The organism is Candidatus Nitrosocosmicus oleophilus, from assembly GCF_000802205.1.
Lineage (GTDB): Archaea > Thermoproteota > Nitrososphaeria > Nitrososphaerales > Nitrososphaeraceae > Nitrosocosmicus > Nitrosocosmicus oleophilus.
Window position 1 is genome coordinate 3,392,057 of sequence record NZ_CP012850.1, and the last position, 19,283, is coordinate 3,411,339.

24 protein-coding genes are annotated in these 19,283 nt (G+C 34.4%); 15 read left to right on the forward strand and 9 right to left on the reverse strand.

The window, feature by feature from the left end; translation table 11 throughout:
* The first annotated feature begins 162 nt into the window (after positions 1-162).
* Entirely contained in the window at positions 163-423 is a 261-nt protein-coding gene (locus NMY3_RS16395) for a winged helix-turn-helix domain-containing protein (protein ID WP_196816873.1), read from the forward strand.
* Positions 424-500: 77 nt separating this feature from the next.
* On the opposite strand, the gene NMY3_RS16400 is transcribed toward NMY3_RS16395, so the two are convergent.
* Positions 501-1,574 (reverse strand): formate--phosphoribosylaminoimidazolecarboxamide ligase, encoded by a 1,074-nt coding sequence (locus NMY3_RS16400; protein WP_231100143.1) that lies wholly within the window; start codon positions 1,572-1,574, stop codon positions 501-503.
* A 196-nt stretch (positions 1,575-1,770) separates the two neighbouring features.
* Between NMY3_RS16400 and NMY3_RS16405 the strand changes: the two genes are divergently transcribed.
* On the forward strand, positions 1,771-2,328 hold the full coding sequence (locus NMY3_RS16405; RefSeq protein WP_196816874.1) for an NUDIX hydrolase: 558 nt from the start codon (positions 1,771-1,773) through the stop codon (positions 2,326-2,328).
* Here the strand turns inward: NMY3_RS16405 and NMY3_RS16410 are convergent.
* Positions 2,315-3,700, reverse strand: coding sequence for a carbohydrate kinase family protein (locus NMY3_RS16410; protein WP_196816875.1), 1,386 nt, complete (start codon positions 3,698-3,700; stop codon positions 2,315-2,317). The two genes, NMY3_RS16405 and NMY3_RS16410, sit on opposite strands and share 14 nt — an antisense overlap.
* Before the next feature lie 138 nt (positions 3,701-3,838).
* On the reverse strand, positions 3,839-5,533 hold the full coding sequence (gene thsB, locus NMY3_RS16415) for a thermosome subunit beta (protein WP_196816876.1): 1,695 nt from the start codon (positions 5,531-5,533) through the stop codon (positions 3,839-3,841).
* Positions 5,534-5,664: 131 nt separating this feature from the next.
* Here thsB and NMY3_RS16420 point away from each other — a divergent pair, with 131 nt between their 5' ends.
* A complete protein-coding gene (locus tag NMY3_RS16420; RefSeq protein WP_196816877.1) occupies positions 5,665-6,090 on the forward strand; it encodes a thioesterase family protein in 426 nt (141 codons plus the stop codon).
* A gap of 56 nt (positions 6,091-6,146) precedes the next feature.
* Here NMY3_RS16420 and NMY3_RS16425 read toward each other — a convergent pair whose 3' ends face one another.
* The 3 genes from NMY3_RS16425 to asd form a co-directional block, all read right to left on the reverse strand.
* Positions 6,147-7,025: a heme o synthase gene (locus NMY3_RS16425; RefSeq protein WP_196816878.1), complete on the reverse strand. Its 879-nt coding sequence runs from the start codon at positions 7,023-7,025 to the stop codon at positions 6,147-6,149.
* A 76-nt stretch (positions 7,026-7,101) separates the two neighbouring features.
* The gene (locus NMY3_RS16430) at positions 7,102-7,563 is read right to left on the reverse strand and encodes an Lrp/AsnC family transcriptional regulator (RefSeq protein ID WP_196816879.1); all 462 of its coding nucleotides are present in this window, start codon (positions 7,561-7,563) and stop codon (positions 7,102-7,104) included.
* Positions 7,564-7,648: 85 nt separating this feature from the next.
* Positions 7,649-8,731 carry an aspartate-semialdehyde dehydrogenase gene (gene asd, locus NMY3_RS16435; protein WP_196816880.1) on the reverse strand — a complete coding sequence of 361 codons (1,083 nt, stop codon included), beginning with the start codon at positions 8,729-8,731 and terminating at the stop codon, positions 7,649-7,651.
* Positions 8,732-8,920: 189 nt separating this feature from the next.
* On the opposite strand from asd, the gene NMY3_RS16440 reads away from it, so the two are divergent.
* The 5 genes from NMY3_RS16440 to NMY3_RS16460 all read left to right on the forward strand — a co-directional run bounded on the left by NMY3_RS16440 (position 8,921) and on the right by NMY3_RS16460 (position 13,684).
* Positions 8,921-9,955: a pyridoxal phosphate-dependent aminotransferase gene (locus tag NMY3_RS16440; protein WP_257720036.1), complete on the forward strand. Its 1,035-nt coding sequence runs from the start codon at positions 8,921-8,923 to the stop codon at positions 9,953-9,955.
* Complete coding sequence (locus NMY3_RS16445) at positions 9,952-10,911, forward strand: cobyric acid synthase (RefSeq protein ID WP_196816881.1); 960 nt, start codon at positions 9,952-9,954, stop codon at positions 10,909-10,911. Before NMY3_RS16440 ends, NMY3_RS16445 begins: the two co-directional genes overlap by 4 nt.
* 12 nt (positions 10,912-10,923) lie before the next feature.
* Positions 10,924-11,922, forward strand: a complete 999-nt coding sequence (locus tag NMY3_RS16450) for a cobalamin biosynthesis protein (RefSeq protein WP_196816882.1) — start codon at positions 10,924-10,926, stop codon at positions 11,920-11,922.
* Positions 11,912-12,664 (forward strand): adenosylcobinamide-GDP ribazoletransferase, encoded by a 753-nt coding sequence (gene cobS / locus NMY3_RS16455; protein WP_196816883.1) that lies wholly within the window; start codon positions 11,912-11,914, stop codon positions 12,662-12,664. Before NMY3_RS16450 ends, cobS begins: the two co-directional genes overlap by 11 nt.
* A 306-nt stretch (positions 12,665-12,970) precedes the next feature.
* On the forward strand, positions 12,971-13,684 hold the full coding sequence (locus tag NMY3_RS16460) for an NTP transferase domain-containing protein (RefSeq protein WP_196816884.1): 714 nt from the start codon (positions 12,971-12,973) through the stop codon (positions 13,682-13,684).
* Positions 13,685-13,708: 24 nt separating this feature from the next.
* Here the strand turns inward: NMY3_RS16460 and NMY3_RS16465 are convergent, their stop codons facing one another.
* Both NMY3_RS16465 and NMY3_RS16470 read right to left on the reverse strand, forming a co-directional pair.
* Complete coding sequence (locus tag NMY3_RS16465) at positions 13,709-13,906, reverse strand: 30S ribosomal protein S27e (RefSeq protein WP_196816885.1); 198 nt, start codon at positions 13,904-13,906, stop codon at positions 13,709-13,711.
* A 15-nt stretch (positions 13,907-13,921) separates the two neighbouring features.
* The gene (locus NMY3_RS16470) at positions 13,922-14,194 is read right to left on the reverse strand and encodes a 50S ribosomal protein L44e (RefSeq protein ID WP_231100144.1); all 273 of its coding nucleotides are present in this window, start codon (positions 14,192-14,194) and stop codon (positions 13,922-13,924) included.
* Between the two features lie 210 nt (positions 14,195-14,404).
* On the opposite strand from NMY3_RS16470, the gene NMY3_RS16950 reads away from it, so the two are divergent.
* Positions 14,405-14,527, forward strand: coding sequence for a hypothetical protein (locus NMY3_RS16950; protein ID WP_257719993.1), 123 nt, complete (start codon positions 14,405-14,407; stop codon positions 14,525-14,527).
* A 15-nt stretch (positions 14,528-14,542) separates the two neighbouring features.
* Here the strand turns inward: NMY3_RS16950 and NMY3_RS16475 are convergent, their stop codons facing one another.
* The gene (locus tag NMY3_RS16475) at positions 14,543-15,229 is read right to left on the reverse strand and encodes a ribosome biogenesis protein (RefSeq protein WP_231100145.1); all 687 of its coding nucleotides are present in this window, start codon (positions 15,227-15,229) and stop codon (positions 14,543-14,545) included.
* Positions 15,230-15,312: 83 nt separating this feature from the next.
* Between NMY3_RS16475 and NMY3_RS16480 the strand changes: the two genes are divergently transcribed.
* From NMY3_RS16480 to NMY3_RS16505, 6 genes are all read left to right on the forward strand, one after another.
* Entirely contained in the window at positions 15,313-15,621 is a 309-nt protein-coding gene (locus NMY3_RS16480) for a ribonuclease P protein component 4 (RefSeq protein ID WP_196816888.1), read from the forward strand.
* A gap of 85 nt (positions 15,622-15,706) precedes the next feature.
* Positions 15,707-16,159, forward strand: a complete 453-nt coding sequence (locus NMY3_RS16485) for a 30S ribosomal protein S19e (RefSeq protein WP_196816889.1) — start codon at positions 15,707-15,709, stop codon at positions 16,157-16,159.
* A gap of 10 nt (positions 16,160-16,169) precedes the next feature.
* Positions 16,170-16,466 carry a DNA-binding protein gene (locus NMY3_RS16490; protein WP_196816890.1) on the forward strand — a complete coding sequence of 99 codons (297 nt, stop codon included), beginning with the start codon at positions 16,170-16,172 and terminating at the stop codon, positions 16,464-16,466.
* 110 nt (positions 16,467-16,576) lie between these two features.
* Positions 16,577-17,626 carry a zinc-binding dehydrogenase gene (locus NMY3_RS16495; protein ID WP_196816891.1) on the forward strand — a complete coding sequence of 350 codons (1,050 nt, stop codon included), beginning with the start codon at positions 16,577-16,579 and terminating at the stop codon, positions 17,624-17,626.
* A 33-nt stretch (positions 17,627-17,659) separates the two neighbouring features.
* A complete protein-coding gene (locus tag NMY3_RS16500) occupies positions 17,660-18,535 on the forward strand; it encodes an HpcH/HpaI aldolase/citrate lyase family protein (protein WP_196816892.1) in 876 nt (291 codons plus the stop codon).
* Positions 18,536-18,615: 80 nt separating this feature from the next.
* Positions 18,616-19,272 carry a riboflavin synthase gene (locus tag NMY3_RS16505; protein ID WP_196816893.1) on the forward strand — a complete coding sequence of 219 codons (657 nt, stop codon included), beginning with the start codon at positions 18,616-18,618 and terminating at the stop codon, positions 19,270-19,272.
* The last annotated feature ends 11 nt before the right edge of the window (positions 19,273-19,283 follow it).

Genomic DNA, 19,283 nt, shown 5'->3' on the forward strand with positions numbered 1-19,283 from the left:
ATGCATACAGTCATCGCTAAAGGGACCAAATTGTACTCATCAAACCAGTAGAATATTAGATAACACTCATTAAAAGAGAATGGTCAATCGAATCTTATATAATTAAGTTATAATAAACAACACCACAAGAAATAAAAAAAACAGGATTAAATGATAGAGTCAATGGGTGATACACAGCTTCGGGCAAAAAGAACCAGGATCAAAATATTGAGAGCTATTGTAAAGAAGAATGGATCCGCATGTTTTTCTGAAATCAGAACCATCACAGGTCTATCCACAGGATCTATCTATTATCACCTAGAAAGGATGAAAAATTATGTATTAAAGAATTCAAAATATTATGTCATAACTAAAGAGGGAATGGATTTGTTGGTTGAAATAGACAAGAGAAAAGATTTCACATTATCAACAAAATTAATTTGATTTAATATGACTACTTGATTTGATTGTATGCAGGCATTTTCTTTTCTTGCATCCATCAGGTCATATTCTTGAAAAGATCAAGTTGTAATTAAACCCATTTTAGATGATTCAATAGCCCTTTTTATTTCTAAGGAGATTCTCCGGCCCATACTCATTGGAGTCTCAAACAGCAAATCTGAATAAGGTGAACCCGAAACGTACAAGTTTGTTCCAGCTACAATGCGCGCTGAAAATTCAAATGCAATAAAATTAGCATTATTATCATAAACACCTTCAATGCAAAATGGTCCAGGCATTCCTGGGGGGACTAATCTTTTTGATGATTCAACAAATCGTTCACCCATAGAGTAAACCTCAGGAAGCAAAGATTCTCTTAGTACGATTGGTATATTTCCTACAACAGTATAAGACGGCTCAATGTTAGAAGATATTTGAAACTTTGATGGGATACGCCCTATCGCATCTATATCAGTTTCATAACGTCTGTCTATCCCCAATAACTCAAGCTCATTGGTGATAGGTGAATAAAAGTATTGTAAATAAACGGGGACTCCGTTAGCATATTTTTGTATAAACAGATTTTCCTCGGATCCTATTACTCGTGATTTTATGAGTTTTTGTGCTTGTTCTTCGAATCCCTTTTTATCAGTAACCAGGAAATATCCTTTTCCTCCAGCTGCTCCATGCAATTTCACTATACACAAGCCATCAATTTCATTCTTGGAGGGTATTTGAGTCGGAGATGGCAACTTTGATTCGTCCATTAATTGCTGCTTTAGCATCCTGTCTGATTCCCATCTTAGGATCCATTTATTACCAAATATAGGTATTCTAATACTCTCCAGTTCATCCATATTTAATGTAGAAATCAAGGTTCCATGAGGGATCAAGATTGGACTATACTTTTCAATTAGTTCATCTTGGAAATTCTTATTTATGATTTCTTTAAAATTTTTGATCGATACAATATTGTCAATAAATTTGAACCTTTTGTACATATCAAATCGTTTTTCTTCACATACTAACAAGGTATTAAGACCTTCGTCTTTTGCTCCTTTTAATACCTGTAACGAGCAATGTGAGCCCAAAGTCATAACAGTTTGCTTATCAATACCTAAATCGAAGTTTCTTTTAGCAGTTTGATCATTCATAGTTCATAACCCGATTAATAATTGAAATTCTATCGGAGATTAATTTTTTTGTTTCTCATCAAATCACGCAAAAAAAATAGGATGATAATTGACACAATACAAACAAAAAGAAAGAATAGGAAAACGAAATGTGGTGACCAACAACACCATATAGACGCAATTAGTAAATATTGGTCAAAAATTACTTTTAATGAGAATGTCTAAAGAAGGATATAGCGTCATAAGCAAAAAAGTGGTCCATGAAGGTCCTGTAAGATTAAGAATAGATACGTTCAACTACAATGGAAAAGTCTTTAGAAAGGAGGTAGTTGAGCATAGTCCTTCTGTCGGAATAATACCCATCGTAAATAAAAAAGAGATTTTGTTAATTAAGCAATTCAGACATGCCGTAAACAAATCTTTAATTGAAATACCTGCAGGCAAGATTGAAAATAATGAAATACCCTATGAAGCAGCAAGAAGGGAGTTAGCAGAAGAAACAGGATATTTAGGGGAGCTAAAACCGCTTACTCGGTGTTTTTTGGCACCAAGTTATGATACCGAATTAATGCATTTTTTCGTTGCAGAAAACATGTCTAAACTGGACGACCCAAAAAAAATGGATGAGGATGAAAATATTACTAGCTTTGTTGTTAAATTAAATGATGCCATAAAATATTGCTATGATGGAACAATTATAGACTGTAAAACTGTTACAGCAATATTTCTCTATTATTTTGCTCTTGGCAATGAAAATGTATTTAAAAATAACTAGTTTTGATAAAATCAATAATTTCAGATAAAGAAGGGTTGTCACCAAATAGATTTCCTACATGGAGTGAGGATAATAAATTTGCAAAACAAATTTTCTCTATAGTTGTGAATCCATACAAGTGTCCAAAAATGAAACCGGCATCCCATGAATCTCCTGCTCCACTTACAATATCAATTTTGGATGGAACAATCGAATCTACAAATAACGATTCATGACCATCAGATATTGCAGATCCCCTTGTTGTATGTATACATACTGTTAAATTAATAAAATTAGAAAGCAACTTTGCTGATTCGCAAAAGGCACTGGTATTATCAGGGTATAAGTTGTTATCAAAGACCAAAAGATTACTATTTTTTTGACCCATTATGCTCTCTAATGCCTTAATTATCAGATTATATTCATTTTCATTAATACTTAGAAAATCTACTAAATTGGAACGATTTTCTAGTACATTAATGAATTCAAAACATCTCCTCTCAATATCAGCAGGATCCAGAAAATGAACTGATCTAGGGGAATTTGTAAAGACATAGTCCAATAAGTCGGTTCCTCTTAGATTTGACGCCCAATTTGTCATTATCACAGCATCTGAAGATTGCAAGATCATATTCACTTCTTGTGATTCAATAAGTTCTGGACCAAAATTGTCGTTATCTCCTACATCACTTACCATCACGTTTGAGGGAGTGGAGGAGGAGGAGGAGGAAGTGGTTGATTTTGAAAATTCAAATACTGTTGATAATCCATGTTTTCCTTTTATGATATGAAGATTCACATTTTTTTTAAAGGGCAAAAATACAGATTGTAAGATAGCAGAACCAATTTTATCTGCTATGGTAAATAGCTCTACATGAATATTGAGTTTTGCTAGACTATATGCCATATTAACTGCGTTACCACCTTTGATATCTAAACTAGAATACCCTCGCATACTTCCACCTCTTGCAACAATCTTTTTTTGAATATCATTCATAAAAAGAGAATAGTCCGATACTTCGATAATCCTATCTACAAAAAAATCGGGCAAAATGGTAACCTGAGGTTGATGATTCCCATCTTTCTTAATATCTAAAAGTTTGACAAGTAGATTTCTGAGTATATTATGAGTATGGGAATTCCCAAAAATCTGACTTGTCATAGTCTTGCGATTTTCTTCTTTAACCATTTTGTCAGGCGGTTTTGTGTTTTCTTTATGAGGGTTTTGATTGTGGTCGGGACGTAGAAAAGAATCATTATCCGTTGAAGAAAAAATTCTTTCTAAAGATTTTGATGAAAAAGACAAATGATAAAACGATGATGAGGGAGAGCAAGGAAATAGGTTAGGAGAATTGAGGATAGGAGAAGAGGATACAATAGTCCAAGGATTCACGGTATGAATTTTGAATGTTGATAAATATAATGGTATCAGAAAGACCTGAGAAATAAATAAAATAAAGCGACGGACATATTCAAAAAAAAATAATTAATCTTTTTTGTAATATAGGCAGATGGAACAGAATGGAATGGATTAGTCCATATCCATGCCGCCCATGCCGCCCATGCCGCCCATGCCGCCCATGCCGCCCATGCCGCCCATGCCACCAGGTGGACCAGCGGGCATTCTAGACTTTGTGGCTGCAATTACGTCATCAATTCTCAATAGCATGCAAGCGGTTTCAGTAGCTGACTTTATAATTTGTTCTTTAATTACAGTTGGTTCGAGTATATTATTTTTATAAATATCTGAGACAGTGGTGGTCTTTACATTGATACCAATCCATTTGGATCCCTTTGATTGTTTTGCCTTCAAATCAGCCATGGTATCAATAGGATCCATACCAGCATTCTCTGCAAGGGTTAAAGGTATTACTTCTAATGCTTCAGCAAATTTCTGAGCGGCTAATTGTGATCGACCTTCAAGACTGCTAGACCATTGTCTTAACTCATTGGCTATGTATGCTTCAGGTGAGCCACCGCCTGCAACTATGGATGGTTTTTCCAACACATCCTTCATAACCATCAATGCATCATGTAAAGATCTATCAGCTTCATCAACTACTCTTTGTGACCCACCACGTACAAGAATAGTTACTGCTTTTGGATTTTTGCATCCTTCTATGAACACCCACTTGTCAGTTTCAACTTTTCTTTCTTCAACTAAATTAGCGATGCCTAAATCACTTTCACTCAAGTCATCTAGATTGTTTACCAGTCTTGCACCTGTAGCCTTTGAAAGTTTGAACATATCGCTTTCTTTTACTCGCCTTACTGCCAGTACGTTTGCCTTAGCCAAATAATGTTGTGCAATATCATCAATTCCCTTTTGACATAATACGACGTTAGCTCCAACTGATTTTATCTTGTCAACCATATCCTTGAGCATCCTATTTTCTTCTTCTAAGAACATTTGCATTTGTTGGGGCTCACTGATTCTAATTTCTGCGCTCATTTCTGTTTTTTCGATTTCAAGAGCAGAATTTATGAGGGCAATCTTTGCGTTGTCGACTCTCTTTGGCATCCCAGCATGAACTATTTCCTTATCTAAAACAATTCCTTGGATGAATGATGTATCGCGTATTGAACCTCCTGCTTTCTTCTCAACCTTGATATTGTCTAAATCCACTCGTAAACCGTCACCTGAGGTATTTTTTTCTGCAACTTGTTTGGCAGCACTTACCACAATTTCACTCAATATTGGACTATCATCAGATACCAATTTAGATTCCATACTGGTTTTTGCAATTTTAATAAGAAGATCCTTGTCATTGACATTAACTTTTATTCCTATTTTATTTAGGATGACTAATGCTTGCTCAGAAGCTGCAGTATAGCCATCTACAATTGCAGATGGATGAACATCCTTGCTTATCAATTGTTCTGCTTTTTCTAAAAGCGCTCCCGTAAAAATTACAGAGGAGGTAGTCCCATCACCGACTTCATTATCGACAGATTTTGCTACCTCTACCATTATTTTAGCTGCAGGATGTTGAACATCTATCTCTTTCAAAATAGTTGCACCGTCGTTGGTAATAGTGACATCACCCAAAGAATCCACTAGCATTTTATCCATGCCACGTGGTCCTAAACTAGATCTTACAATTTCCGCTACTAACTTTGCTGCAGAAATGTTATTTTTTTGTGCCTCTCTGCCTTTATTTTCTTTAGTTCCTTCTTTTAATATTAATACTGGCATACCACCAGCTGTTTGTTGAATTGAAGCCATGTTCTCATATCACCTTAATAGAATGGTACAATTTTTCGATAAGCCCCTTTTATAGGTTTCACAAATAAAATGCCAAAAAATGGGATATCAAGACCAACAAATAATTTATCAGAGCAAACAGAATAATTCTTATGGATTTTGAAATCAAATTAGGATCCGAAAATGAAAGGAGAATTAAAGTTAACCACAATCAGACTACCAGTTTTCTTTGGGAAGGTGAAAATGTTTTCTCGACACCGTCTATGATATCAGAAATGGAAGAAACCTGTAGACTATTATTAAAAGAACAATTTCTAAAGGTTGATTCAGAATGGGATTCGGTAGGTACCGTTGTAGACATTAATCATACTGCTGCAACTCCTGTAGGGGCGGAGATAATTCTGAAAGCCGAAATCATAGGAGTGGATGGAAGAAGAGTTCAGTTCAAAGTATCTACAGAAGACAATTTAGAACAGATAGGGGAGGGAAAGCATGAAAGGTTCATAATCAATATTCCCAAATTCAAAGAAAAGTTCGACTTGAAGGTAAAAAGACTAGATGAATTTCAAAAAAGATGAGCAAACATCAATCCAGAGTTGATTTGTTGCGAGTTGGAAAAAAATAAGAAAGCATTCTAGTGAAAGAACGCATCTACCATAAAAGCAATAAATAATGCCGCCAAATATGGACTGCTAAATTTAAATACCAACCAAGAAGTTTTTTCACTTGGTTTTAGCAATAACCACACAGACAAAATTATCATCACAATACCAAATACGGTAGCAGTCAAAAGATATATCAAACCAAATAGATTAAAGAAAAATGGCAGTACACTAAATACAACCATCATCAAAGTTGTTAGTGCTATTATTCTCACAGATTTAGACTCGCTTGATACGACAGGAAGCATCGGGACATTGGCCTTTTTGTAATCCTCTTTTACGTGTAATGCCAAACTCCAGATGTGTGTAGGAATCCAGAAAAAGACAAGGCCGGCCATTGCAATACCTATTTCCACATGTTGAAATGTTATTGCTATATAGCCAATCAATGCTGGGGCACCGCCAGAAAATCCACCCAATATAATATTAGATTGACTGGTTCGTTTTAGCCATTTACTGTATACTATGATGTTATCAAACAAGCCAAATGCCATTAACCCAAATGCCCATATGTTTATGAACCAAGAACAAACTAGAGAAACCCCTGCTAAAATGAGCCCAAAAACTAAAGCATTACGTGGGGAAATTCTTCCTGAGGGAATCGGACGACCTTTTGTTCTCTCCATTATCGCGTCAATGTCTCTATCGTTATATCCCGTAAGTGTATCCGCAGCTGCAGAGCCTGCAGCTATTGCAAAGAACAATAAAGCCCAAGTCAGCCAACTGACCTGAACGTCAAATAACCAGGTTGCTGATACCGCAGCACCTATAGCTGTGAAAACAAGTAGATACCAAATTTTTGGTTTTGTCAGCTCGTAATAATTTTTAACTTGGTTACCAACTGTCTTCATCTCTAAAACCAAATAGTCTATTAACCTACCACCATATTATAAATAAAATAGTTATTTATATCTTGAGAGAATTTTTTTACTTAGGTACAGAATTTGATATTATTTCTCGTGAAGTCTTTCTCATCTCGATAAATGTTTCAGTTTTCTGTACTCCCTCGATCCTTCCCACTTTCTCAGATATGATTTGATGCATTTCATCTAGAGAACGAGCAGTCATGGTTACCAGCACGTCAAATCTTCCGGTAACTTCGGCAACTTCTCTGACCTCGGGAATCTTAAAAAGCTCTCCAAGCACATTATCCCTTAATTTAGAATCCATAGTAATTCCAGTTAATGCTTTAACGTTAAAACCTAAGGCTTCATCATTTATTACAATTGTGAATTTCTTAATCAAACCTCTCTTGACAAGTCGCTTGATTCTGCTATAGACCACAGAGGAATTGATATTGATTTTTTTTGAAAGCCTGGGAACCGATATGCTTGCATCTTTTGACAACTCGCTTAATATTTTGAGATCAAGATCGTCAATTCTTCCCATAATTTTCAAAATATACTATTTTTTCGTGGTTAATAAATGTATAATTTTTGTTTTTGTTATAAAGTTTGTTTATTTTTAAAAAAATTTATATAATTTTTTTTGTTTTGAACAACTCTGCCAGTAATACTGCTCCTTTTGCTGAACCCATTTTTTCATTGTGAGTCAATAAAACGTACTTTATTCCATTGTCAAACACGGAATCCTTTCGCAATCTACCAACCACTGTGGTCATACCATCATTGATTTCTCGGTCTACTCGTGGCTGAGGTCTTGTAGGATCATCATTGACTACAATGTATTCTCGTGGAGCAGTAGGAAGTCTCTTTATTGATACATTGTCAGAAAATTCCATCATTTTCTTTTTAACTGACGATGGGTCTGCATTCTCGATTGTCTCTACAAAGACCACCTCGGTATGACCATCAGACACTGGTACCCTAGTACAGGTGCAACTGACCTTTACATCATTAACAGAGATTTCTTTAGATTCATTATCATATTTGCCCAATATTTTTTTGGTTTCTATTTGTACTTTTTCTTCCTCTTTAGGAATGTATGGAATGACATTGTCTAATATATCCAAAGCAATAACACCAGGGGACCTACCTGCTCCAGACAATGCTTGCATTGAGGTCATAAAAACACTTTTCACTCCAAAGCTATCTATCAAAGGTTTTAGAGTAATAGCGAGCCCAGTAGTAGTGCAATTGGGCATCGGGGCGATAAAGCCTTTCCATTGACGCTCCTCCTGCTGCTTTTTTAAAAGATCAGTGTGGTCATCATTGATTCCAGGAATCAAAATTGGAACATCGTTTTCATATCTGAAAGCAGCAGCTGTACTAATAACAGGAACATGAGCTGCTAACTTTGGTTCGATTATTTGTGCGTCATCAGATTCCAGTGCAGTAAAAATCAAATCAAAATCCTTTGGATTTATGTCGTCAAATTTAGATATGGTCTTGTCTCTAACATATTCTGGGATTTGTTCTCGATTATGCCACTTTAGTATACCTGACTGAGGATCTCTGATTGCGTCCACATATTTTTTGCCAGCCGATCTTTCAGAAGAGACAATATGAGTTAAATTAAACCAAGGATGCTTGTCAAGTGCAACTACAAATTCCTGACCAACAGCACCAGTTGAACCGATTAACGCTACTTTTAACATATTGAAATGGTTAGAAATAAAACAATTAATAATCCTTTTTAAAACGTAAAAAAACTAAGACTATTATACAATAGGTGAAAAGATCTTTTCATCCCAAAAAAAAAAATAAGAAATCATCTGATTGAAACGACTTTACAACATTGTGCTCATGGTGGAATCTATTCTGTAAATAATCAAGAGAATATAAAAATAGATTTTAGTTCAAACATAAATCCTCTTGGAATTTCCAAGGAAGTTTCTGAAAAATTAAAAGCAAACATTAAACTCGCCTATTTTTATCCAGATCCAAAATGCTCTGAATTGAAAAAAAAGATAATAGAATATATCGATAGTGAAATCGATCTTGATGCAAATGAGAATTTAATAACGGGAAATGGCGCTACAGAATTAATACATTATTTCGCCGCTGCCTTTACCCGAAAAAAAACACTGATTCCAACACCCACCTTTTGTGAATATGAGCTTGCTGCAAAACGCAGGAAATCAAAATTAGTTTTTGTACCACCTCTTGACAATAACTTTCAAATTGATTCAGATTCCATTGTAAAGCTAACAAATAATCCGGACAATGAAATAGGATCAGTATTCTTATGTAATCCAAATAATCCTACAGGAAAATTTTTCAGAAAAGAAATATTAGAAATACTAGAAAAGATTGATAAAAAGATCCACATCCTTTTAGATGAATCCTTCATCGAATTTACCGATATCAAAAAGGAAAAAGACAATAACTATTTTATTAATCAAATAAGAGATTCCAATAATTTGGTGATCTTGAGATCGCTTACAAAAACATTCGGCCTAGCAGGTTTAAGAGTAGGCTATGCGCTATCAACCAAAGAGAATATTCAAAAATTAAATAACAACTTGATTAGCTGGAATGTAAATGGGTTAGCCCAGATTGCAGCCATAGAAGCACTAAAAGACAAATCTTACATTAAAGCCGCAAGGAAAAACAACATTTATGAAAAGAAAAGAGTTTTCAAATTAATTAAAAAAAACAGAAAAATAAGGGCGATCTCAACTGATGTCAATTTTTACTTGGTTGAAATACTAAATGAGAAAACATCCACAGAACTAACCAGCAAATTATTAACAAAGAACGGAATCCTCGTGAGAGATTGCAAGAGTTTTAGAAGTATGAATGACAAATTTATTAGAGTAGCCATCAAAACTCCAAAAGAGAATAATGTCCTTTTAGAATCGTTGGAAGAAGCAATTTGAAATCAAGGCTGTTAATGATTCAGGGGACGTCTTCGGGAGCTGGCAAAAGTATGCTTGTTACTGCACTGTGCAGAATTTTGACCAACAAGGGATTCAAAGTAGCTCCCTTCAAGTCCCAAAACATGTCCTCATTTACATATAAAATAGAAAATACAGATAAAGTGATAGCAAATGCTCAAGCGATTCAAGCTCTGGCATGTAGAGCAACTCCTGACTCTAACATGAATCCAATATTATTAAAACCCATAGGTAACAGCAAGAGCAGAATATATACAAACGGTGAATTCTTGTCGGTAATGGAAGCTAAAGATTACTATTCAGATTTTGTTCTCGATAAAGGTTTGAGAATAGCTTTAGACGCATTTGGAGAATTAAGAAGGAAATACGAAATAATAATATTGGAAGGAGCAGGCTCACCTGCTGAAATAAATATACAAAAATATGACGTTGCCAACATGATTTTTGCAAAAAAAGTAAATGCACCAGTAATCTTGGTTTCAGATATTGAGCGTGGAGGATGTTTTGCTAGCATTTTAGGAACAATGATGCTGCTAAATCCATCACATCAACGATTAGTAAAAGGAATTATTATTAACAAATTTCGTGGAGACAATACAATATTATTCCCCGCAATAAAAAAGATCGAGTCAAAAATATCAAAACCATTTTTAGGTATCATTCCTAAAATAGATCACAATATACCTAAAGAGGACTCCCTTGACAGAGATAGCAATGACAATGAAATAAGGCAAGGTCAGAAGGAAAGGGAAAGAGAAAGGGAAAACAAAAACAAGAGAACATATCCACAGTCAATCAAGAAAAACGACAAGACAAACGATCATCAAGAGGCGACAGACCAGTCAGACATAGACATAGACAAAGAGATTAGTAGGTTTGCAGAAAAAGTAGAATCATCAATCAACATGGATCATATCCTAAAAAAAATAATTGGATAAAAGAATCAAGCCATGCCCCTTGAAATCGTAACAGAAATCATATCAATCATATTTGTTGCGATTTTGATAGACATCATCTTAGGCGAACCACCAAATAGGATACACCCTGTTGTAATGATTGGCAGAATTATAAACTTCTTTACTAAAATGATAAAGAATGCTTCCAGATATAGGAAAGATAAAGACAATTTTGAAAAGGTAATGGGATCGATATTAGCAATAGGATTAACAGCCACGGTTAGTTTGGTAGTTTATTACGTTAGCATGCAATCACTTTTTTTGCTGGGTACCATTTTTTTTGTCATAGTGTCGGCAACATTGTTAAAAACAACATTTTCGATAAGAGCTATGGACCATCATATCAAAGAGATCTTGGTGGAATTGGACAGAAATAATTTGGATGAAGCCCGCAGAAATTTATCAAAAATTGTCAGCAGAGACACACAAAATCTATCAGAGGCCCGAATTATATCAGCTTGTATCGAATGTGTAGCTGAAAGCTTTGTCGATGGTATACTCTCGCCCCTATTCTATTATGGTCTTTTGAGCGTTCCAGGTTCTATGATGTATAGAACCATTAACACATTAGATTCCATGATCGGTTACAAGGATGAATATCATAATAAAGTGGGATGGATGTCAGCTAAACTTGATACCATAATAAATGCCATACCTGCACGATTATCACCGGTTTTTTTGATCGTCTCCATGATGGTTTCCGGGCAAGATTGGAAAAACTCCATTAAAATATGTAAAAGAGACTACCAAAATACCGAAAGTTTCAATGCAGGTGTACCTATGTCAATTATGGCTGGAGGATTGAATATTCAGTTAGAGAAGATTGATCATTATAAATTAGGAGATATGAAAGAACAACTTACTATCCAAAAATGCAAAACATCAATAAAAATAACCAAGATAGCGACACTGATATTTATATTCAGTTTTTTAATTCCTATTATCATGATTTTGAACTATTTTGATTGGTGGACAATATTATTTGGTATTTAAGAGCATCCTAGAAATCATATCATTTTTAACAATAATACCGATAGGAAAATTTGGTAAGAGTGACAGTTTAGATAATATTTCAAAAAAAATGTTCCTGTTCCCTTTTATTGGACTATTAATAGGACTTTTAACTATTCCTGTGGTATTAATTTCCTTTTATTTATTTAATCAATTTGTATCGGCATTCATAGTAACAATATTTATAATAGTCTTAACAGGCATCCATCATACTGACGCCCTCGCAGATTTTGCCGATGGTATCATGGTAAGAGGAAACAAAGAAAAGAAATACAACGTAATGCATGACCCAAGAATTGGAGCAGCTGGAACCGTAGCGATTTCAGGATATGTTATTGGAATGGTAATAGCAATTTCTTCAATCACAAGTTTGGATAGATTAATGGTTGCAATAATTCTCTCTGAAATCATGTCGAAATATTCTATGGTATTGCAATCGCATTATTGTGAATCAGCTTGGGAGGGATATAGTTCATTGTTTACAAAAAATATGAAATCAAAAAAGAAAATAGCAATAGCAACAATAATTACTATATTTTTGATAGTTTTGATCGTTTTGATTTCAAATATGAGTGTAATTGGATTACAAATATTTATTGTAGGAATTATTTGTTGCTTTATAGTCATTTATATTTCAAAAAAGAACTTCGGAGGAATTACTGGAGATGTAATGGGAGCGACAAATGAGCTAGTAAGACTGTGTTCACTCTTATCTTTGTCATGAAAATTTGAAAATTTTTTTTGCAGATCAAAATACAGGTGGATTCTATAAATAAAATAAGAGAATAAAACTCTAGCCAATATTTATTTTATTAAATCTAATACAGGAAAGCATATGTAGATAGTAATATTTAGATCAACTACAATCCATCGAATAAGGATATGCATGAAGTGGAAATTTAACGAATTAAAAATATAATAAATGGATGGATTTATTAGTTACCTGAAAAAATATCAAGATAGTAAGAATAATAAAATTAACTGGGAATTCAATGAAAGAGTGTCATGATTATGGAGCAAATTTTATTAGTTGTTAAATCAACAAAATCAAATTGACAAAAAAAGAGAAATGATTAGTTGCGTTCTAATGTGTGGAGGAAAAGGAAGTAGACTAAATACAGATCCAACAGTCAAAGTAGAAAAACCACTATTAGAATTAAAGAATAGATCACTGATAGAACATATGATAGATGCAGTACAGAATTCAAAAAAGAAATTCAAGATATATGCTGCAGTGAGTAAGAATACAGAAAAAACAAAAGACTTCCTAAAAAGTAGATACAGTAATGATATAACACTGATAGAGACAACTGGTAGCGGATTTTCAAATGATTACCTAGTAGTACTCCAATTCTTCAAAGATAAGGAAAACAAAGAAAAAAATAGAATTCAAGATTTTGGTAATAATAAAATTTTGTTTTTACCTATTGATCTTCCGTTGATATCATCCAAAACCATAGACGAAATCACAGATTTGTATCAGAGTAGTCCCAGTATCGCAATAGTGGTAGACAAGAATTTGTTTGTTCAGAATAATTTCATTCCCTCACCTTTCGTAACAGAAATGAGTAAAGTTGATTATTGTTACACTGGGATTTCGGTATTAGATTTTCATACTATTACAGCATTGGAGCAAATAGACCAAATCAGAGAAGTACCAATGATAATGAATAACCTGGAATTGGTTTATAACATAAACACTGTTGGCGACTTGAAAAAAGCAGAAAAATTTATTGGATTGTAAGTTTGTTGCCATCATCAAGCATGATTAATCCAAAGTTTCCAAAATATTGCCCAATATTTCAGCCTGGCCGCCGGTATTTATCAATAGTTCAGCATTACAAGACGGACATGATATAGGTTTTGTACTGAAAGTATACAGGACTTTAATATTTTTGCATGAATCGCATTCAACTTTTACAAAGTGACTACGAGGTTTTGGGATCATAATGTTATGTTTTTTCACAATCATTCACTCCAACTAAGCTTGGATCTCCAATTTCCTAATTCGCATCCCCTGTTTCATCGTCTTTCTTTGACAAGTTTTGCAAGTATATCTCAGGGTTACTTTTTTAGTAGTCTTTGCAGTCCTTTTTAATTCAGGGAATTTTTGGCCACCATAGCCTTTTTTATCTTCTGCGTGACGCCTGGCACCCTGAGCGCCTTTTCTATCTTTACCCTTTTTATAAGTAGAAACAGCTTGAGTAGTATGAGTTTTACATTTTGGACAAAATTTGCGCAGCTCTTTCTGCATCTTCATATATAAAATCAGTTCGATAGGGTAATTTAAAGTAAATATACATATCTAATTAGAATCCACGATTTGGCAAGTAAACTAAAAAGATTATGTCCGTTTACAAGATAAATGCGTAATATATCGATTGCTTCCTGTTCAACAATGTCGTATTGAGAACAAATTACAAGGCATACAAACCTTATATACATCCATGATCTATAACCCTCAATGTTGCAGTTCTTACAAGTTGTGATAAACCCTGAAGCTTTTGGAGTTTGGGTACCGTTAGCAGTCGGTTTAGGGATCGGTCTAGTTTATGCAATCGCATCAATGGCCAGAAGGGCTAGATAAGCCCATAAAATTTTTTTAGACTAGAATATTTTTTTCAAATTCATATAATAATCGAGAGATAACTATCTGGGATTCTAATCCCATGTCTGAGACGGATAACTTTTTGTCAAAATAGGATTCAATGTTTTTGGAAAAATGTCCCTTTGGGAAGCCGCCTATAACAACACATCCATTTGAATATGAGGCCAGATCAGCACCTATCGATTCAAGGCGCTTAAAAGTACCAGTAGTTGAAAAACCCAAAACTATTTCAGGCTTAACAAACACCTTTAGTAGATCTCCAAAATTAGTATTAGGTCGAAGTTCTAATAACAACTGTCCGTCTTCTGAAACTATTTTCTTATCTCTAAAAAGATTTAACATCAGACCCTCGAATCGAAAATAAGACTTGGGAAATCTCACATTCTTCCCTACTAAAATAACGTTGTTATCAAACGTATGAATAAACACCCTAAGATGGTTTTGTATGTATAGAGGCGTAGCTAATGCATTAAGCAATGCAATGTGAAGAATATCAGGCCTCCCCCTCTTATAATCCTCATCCAATTTAGCAGACATCATAGCAAAATGGTGGAGAGATCTGTCTAACAAGATTTCTTCTGGCTTTTTTCCACTATTACGGATTTTTTTAAGGGATTGATGTTTGAAAACATTGATAGGTATAATTTCAAGAGAAGTATCTGCTATGATCAAATTTAACAAATGATACGGATTTAAGGGGAAATAATCATTATTTAAAGATATATAATGCAACAAACAGCAAGTCAATCACAAAAAGGTATGTCATGAAGAAGAGTGCATTAAAACAAATAGCAATGCAAAGAGTAAAGATTTTGATTGATAGAGCACTATATTCAAGAGATGAATTCTCTGATCACCATATTGTAATTGCTAAAAAAATTATCCTAAAGTATAAACTAAAAATACCTTTTGAATATAAGATTCTTTTTTGTAAGCATTGTAAAAAATTTATCATTCCAGGTAGGGATTCAATCATTAGGACAGGTAGATCGAATACAAAGGCATTAAGGATAACCTGCAAACTATGTGGCCACACTTATAGAAAAATTATTGAAAAACCCAACCAAACCTGATATTTTATTTTTTTGGGTATGCAGCTAGCAAGATAAAGAATAAGGATTATAAGGGAAAATTAATGAAAGAAATTTGTAATATTAAATGGCAAAGGTTTTTGATGTTCCAGCAGATGACTTGATATCAAAATTATCAGATCAACTTAAAAAAGATAAGAAAATAAATCCACCAGAATGGGCCAGTTATGTAAAAACCGGTACTCATGCAGAAAAAATTCCTCAAAACAGAGACTGGTGGTATACCAGATGTGCATCTTTAGTAAGAAAGGTGTACTTACATGGCCCAATAGGAATATCGGATTTAAAAAGTTATTATGGAGGAAGAAAAAGAATCGGATATAATTTAGATCACCATAAAGATGCCGGTGGCGCAATCATTAGAAATGCCTTACAACAATTAGAAGCTTCAGGATATGTAGAAAAAAAGAGCAAAGGCAGATCAATATCAAGCGAAGGTATGAAAAGAGTTGACAGACTAGCCACTGAAATTTTCAAAGAGATATCTAAACTTAATAAAGATTTAGAAAGATACGCATAGAGGATCTGGCATGTCTGGGCCCCCCCCACAATCTCATCAGCCTTCTGATGATGAAATTAGAAGGCAACAGGCTGAAGCTGAGGCAATGAAGCAAAAAGCCCTATCTATGTTATTGGATGTCGAGGCAAGACAAAGACTTATGAATGTGAAGATGGTCAAGCCAGAACTTGCTTCAGCTGTTGAAAATTACCTATTAAATGCAGCTACTACTGGAAGATTAAACAGAGCAATAACAGACGATGAATTAAAACAAATACTTTCTACAATTCAACAACCAAAAAGGGACTTTAAAATCAATAGAAGATAACGTAAGATTTGTAATAAATTCTATATTTTTTGTTTAGGTTTTAAAGGTTATTATTTAGTAACCTCTGGTTTTGAGTTAACTATATTAAGCTTTTAAAATATCTTCTCCCCATGAAGGCAGCTGTATTTAGAGAGTATAACAAAGATCCTACTAAAGTAGTAAAAATTGAAGACATCGACGTACCAAAAATAAAAGCAAATGAAGTTTTGATAAAAGTTGAGTCGGCATCTTATAATTATAACGACTTATGGGCAATATGGGGAGAGCCGGTTAAAACACCGCTTCCTCACATATCAGGAAGTGATGTTGCAGGAACGGTAGTTGAGATAGGAGAGGATGTATCAAAGTTCAAGGTTGGCGACAGAGTCGTATCTCATTCTAATATGAGCTGTAGAATATGTGAACAATGTACAGCAGGAAGAGAGTATGATTGTAAAGATAGAAACATATGGGGATTTCAAACAGGTCCACTGTGGGGAGGTTTTGCTCAATACACACACCTGCCAGAAGTAAATGTGGCAAAACTACCAGAAAATGTCTCATTTGAGGATGCTGCGGCCATTTCAATGGTAGGAATGACAGCATGGCACATGCTTGTTGGACGGGCAAGAATAATTCCAGGTCAAACGGTATTGATAATGGGTGGAACAAGTGGTGTAGGAATGGCAGGTATTCAAATAGCAAAGTTGTATAATTGTAATGTCATTGCTACAGCAGGAAATCAACAAAAAATGGATAAATGTCTGGAACTTGGCGCAGACAACGTTGTAAACCATAGAGAGGCTGATTGGAATAAAAAAGTAAGAGAAATTACCAAGAAAGAAGGTGTAGATGTGGTGTTTGAGCACATTGGAAAAAACGTTTTCCCTCAAGAAGTTAGCCTGTTAAAAATGGGAGGCACACTCGTTGCTACAGGAGCTACAACAGGCTATGATTCCACCTTAGATTTGAGATTCTTATTCTTCAAAGGTACCAACTTGCTTGGTTCCACTCAAGGGACAAAAGCAGAATTAGAGCAGGTAATTTACTGGGTAAGCAAAAATAAAATAAAGCCCCTTATTGCCACTACATTGCCTTTTTCAAATATGGTGGAAGGTCATGTAATGATGGCTGGGGCCGAACAAATAGGAAAGATATTAACCACTCCCCAAAAACTTTAATTTTTTTATATCCAGTTGTAAATACTGGTAATTGTGGGAAGATCAAGAAGTCTAATCTTTATTCCTGGAAATAATCAGAGATTTTTAGAAAAGTCTAGAACAATAAATTCAGACATAATATGTTATGATTTAGAAGATTCTGTACCTCAAGAAGAAAAAGAGACTGCAAGAGAAAGTGTAAGAAGCGCAATTCAAACGATTAACAAGATTGATGATGCTAATAAGGAGCGAATCCTGGCGGTAAGAATCAATTCTCCAACATCAGATCAGATGGTTACGGATTTGAAAAAAGTAATTACCCCAGGAATTGATGCAATTGTAATTCCAAAGGTAGATGATGACAAACAAATAGCAGAAATTTCAAGAATAATTGAAAAAGAAGAGAACGCAAAAAACATTCAAAGTGGGATCATTAAAATAATTCCTTCAATTGAATCTGCGTTAGGAGTAGTTAACGCATATAATATAGCTAAATCAGATCAAAGAATTACCACTTTGGTATTTGGTATTTTTGATTTCTTACACGACATGAAAATTGATAATCAGGATATAGAAACTATTACTAGTTTCATGTATGGTCGGGCAAAAGTACCTGTAGATGCCAGAGCTGCAGGCATAGACTCTATTGATTCCATCTGGCAAGACATTCATGATCATAATGGCTTGATAAAAGATCTTGATCTAGGTAAAAAGATGGGTTATAATGGAAAATGCATCATTCATCCATCCCAAATTGAGCATGTACACAATGCATTTAGTGCTTCAACCCAGGATATCGAATGGGCAAAGAAAGTAGTACAAGCCTTAGACAGCGCGAAAAACAATAACACAGGTGCAGTAAAGTTAGAAGGAAAGATGATAGACGCGGTACATTACAAACAGGCTAAAAGAATTTTAGACTCGATGTAAAAAGCAATAAATCAAGATCATCAGAGCTCTGATGATGGATCTCAACAATCTTCAAATTATATTTTAGTTTATTACCAAGTGTGTTTACCGGAATTACAGAATATTTAGGTGAAATTGAAAACATCAAAAAAAACAAAAGTAAAAAGACTAAAAAGAACGAAATTAAAGCAAATCACCACACTGAAATTACCCTAGCTTTACCAGAATCAAAAGATATCAAAATTGGAGATAGTGTGTCAATAAATGGAGTATGTCTGACTGTTTCAAAGTTAAATCATGCCAAAGCCACTTTTCAAGTCATCGATGAAACCATCAATAGGACTAATTTTGTCGATTTAAAGATAGGAGACAAAGTAAATGTCGAAAGGAGCCTAAGCATTGGAGGTAAATTGGAAGGACACTTTGTTCTAGGGCACATAGATGGCATAGGCAGAATCAAAAAATTAGAAAGAGGGAGCTTTGGAAGTAGAATTAAGATAGAAATATTAAACAAAGATTTATTGCCTCTTATTGCACAAAAGGGCTCTATAGCAATAGACGGAATAAGTCTTACTGTCGTAACCGTTAGAAAAAGTATCGTTGAAATAGCACTGATCCCTCATACTTTGGAGAACACAACACTGGGAATCAAAAAGACAGGGGATGCGGTTAACATAGAAGTAGACATTTTGTCAAGATATATATCCAATATCTACCAATTTTCTGGTAACAACAAGAAAAATAGTAAGATATATTAACATTAAAGTAT

Excerpts from the sequence above, each read along its gene's own strand:
- NMY3_RS16495 (WP_196816891.1), top strand. The coding sequence starts at position 16,577 with ATGAAGGCAGCTGTATTTAGAGAGTATAACAAAGATCCTACTAAAGTA.
- NMY3_RS16405 (WP_196816874.1), top strand. The coding sequence starts at position 1,771 with ATGTCTAAAGAAGGATATAGCGTCATAAGCAAAAAAGTGGTCCATGAA.
- NMY3_RS16400 (WP_231100143.1), bottom strand. The coding sequence starts at position 1,574 with ATGAATGATCAAACTGCTAAAAGAAACTTCGATTTAGGTATTGATAAG.
- NMY3_RS16950 (WP_257719993.1), top strand. The coding sequence starts at position 14,405 with ATGTTGCAGTTCTTACAAGTTGTGATAAACCCTGAAGCTTTTGGAGTT.
- NMY3_RS16395 (WP_196816873.1), top strand. The coding sequence starts at position 163 with ATGGGTGATACACAGCTTCGGGCAAAAAGAACCAGGATCAAAATATTG.
- NMY3_RS16480 (WP_196816888.1), top strand. The coding sequence starts at position 15,313 with ATGAAGAAGAGTGCATTAAAACAAATAGCAATGCAAAGAGTAAAGATT.
- NMY3_RS16450 (WP_196816882.1), top strand. The coding sequence starts at position 10,924 with ATGCCCCTTGAAATCGTAACAGAAATCATATCAATCATATTTGTTGCG.
- NMY3_RS16490 (WP_196816890.1), top strand. The coding sequence starts at position 16,170 with ATGTCTGGGCCCCCCCCACAATCTCATCAGCCTTCTGATGATGAAATT.
- NMY3_RS16485 (WP_196816889.1), top strand. The coding sequence starts at position 15,707 with ATGGCAAAGGTTTTTGATGTTCCAGCAGATGACTTGATATCAAAATTA.
- NMY3_RS16420 (WP_196816877.1), top strand. The coding sequence starts at position 5,665 with ATGGATTTTGAAATCAAATTAGGATCCGAAAATGAAAGGAGAATTAAA.
- thsB (WP_196816876.1), bottom strand. The coding sequence starts at position 5,533 with ATGGCTTCAATTCAACAAACAGCTGGTGGTATGCCAGTATTAATATTA.
- NMY3_RS16430 (WP_196816879.1), bottom strand. The coding sequence starts at position 7,563 with ATGGGAAGAATTGACGATCTTGATCTCAAAATATTAAGCGAGTTGTCA.
- NMY3_RS16425 (WP_196816878.1), bottom strand. The coding sequence starts at position 7,025 with ATGAAGACAGTTGGTAACCAAGTTAAAAATTATTACGAGCTGACAAAA.
- NMY3_RS16470 (WP_231100144.1), bottom strand. The coding sequence starts at position 14,194 with ATGCAGAAAGAGCTGCGCAAATTTTGTCCAAAATGTAAAACTCATACT.
- asd (WP_196816880.1), bottom strand. The coding sequence starts at position 8,731 with ATGTTAAAAGTAGCGTTAATCGGTTCAACTGGTGCTGTTGGTCAGGAA.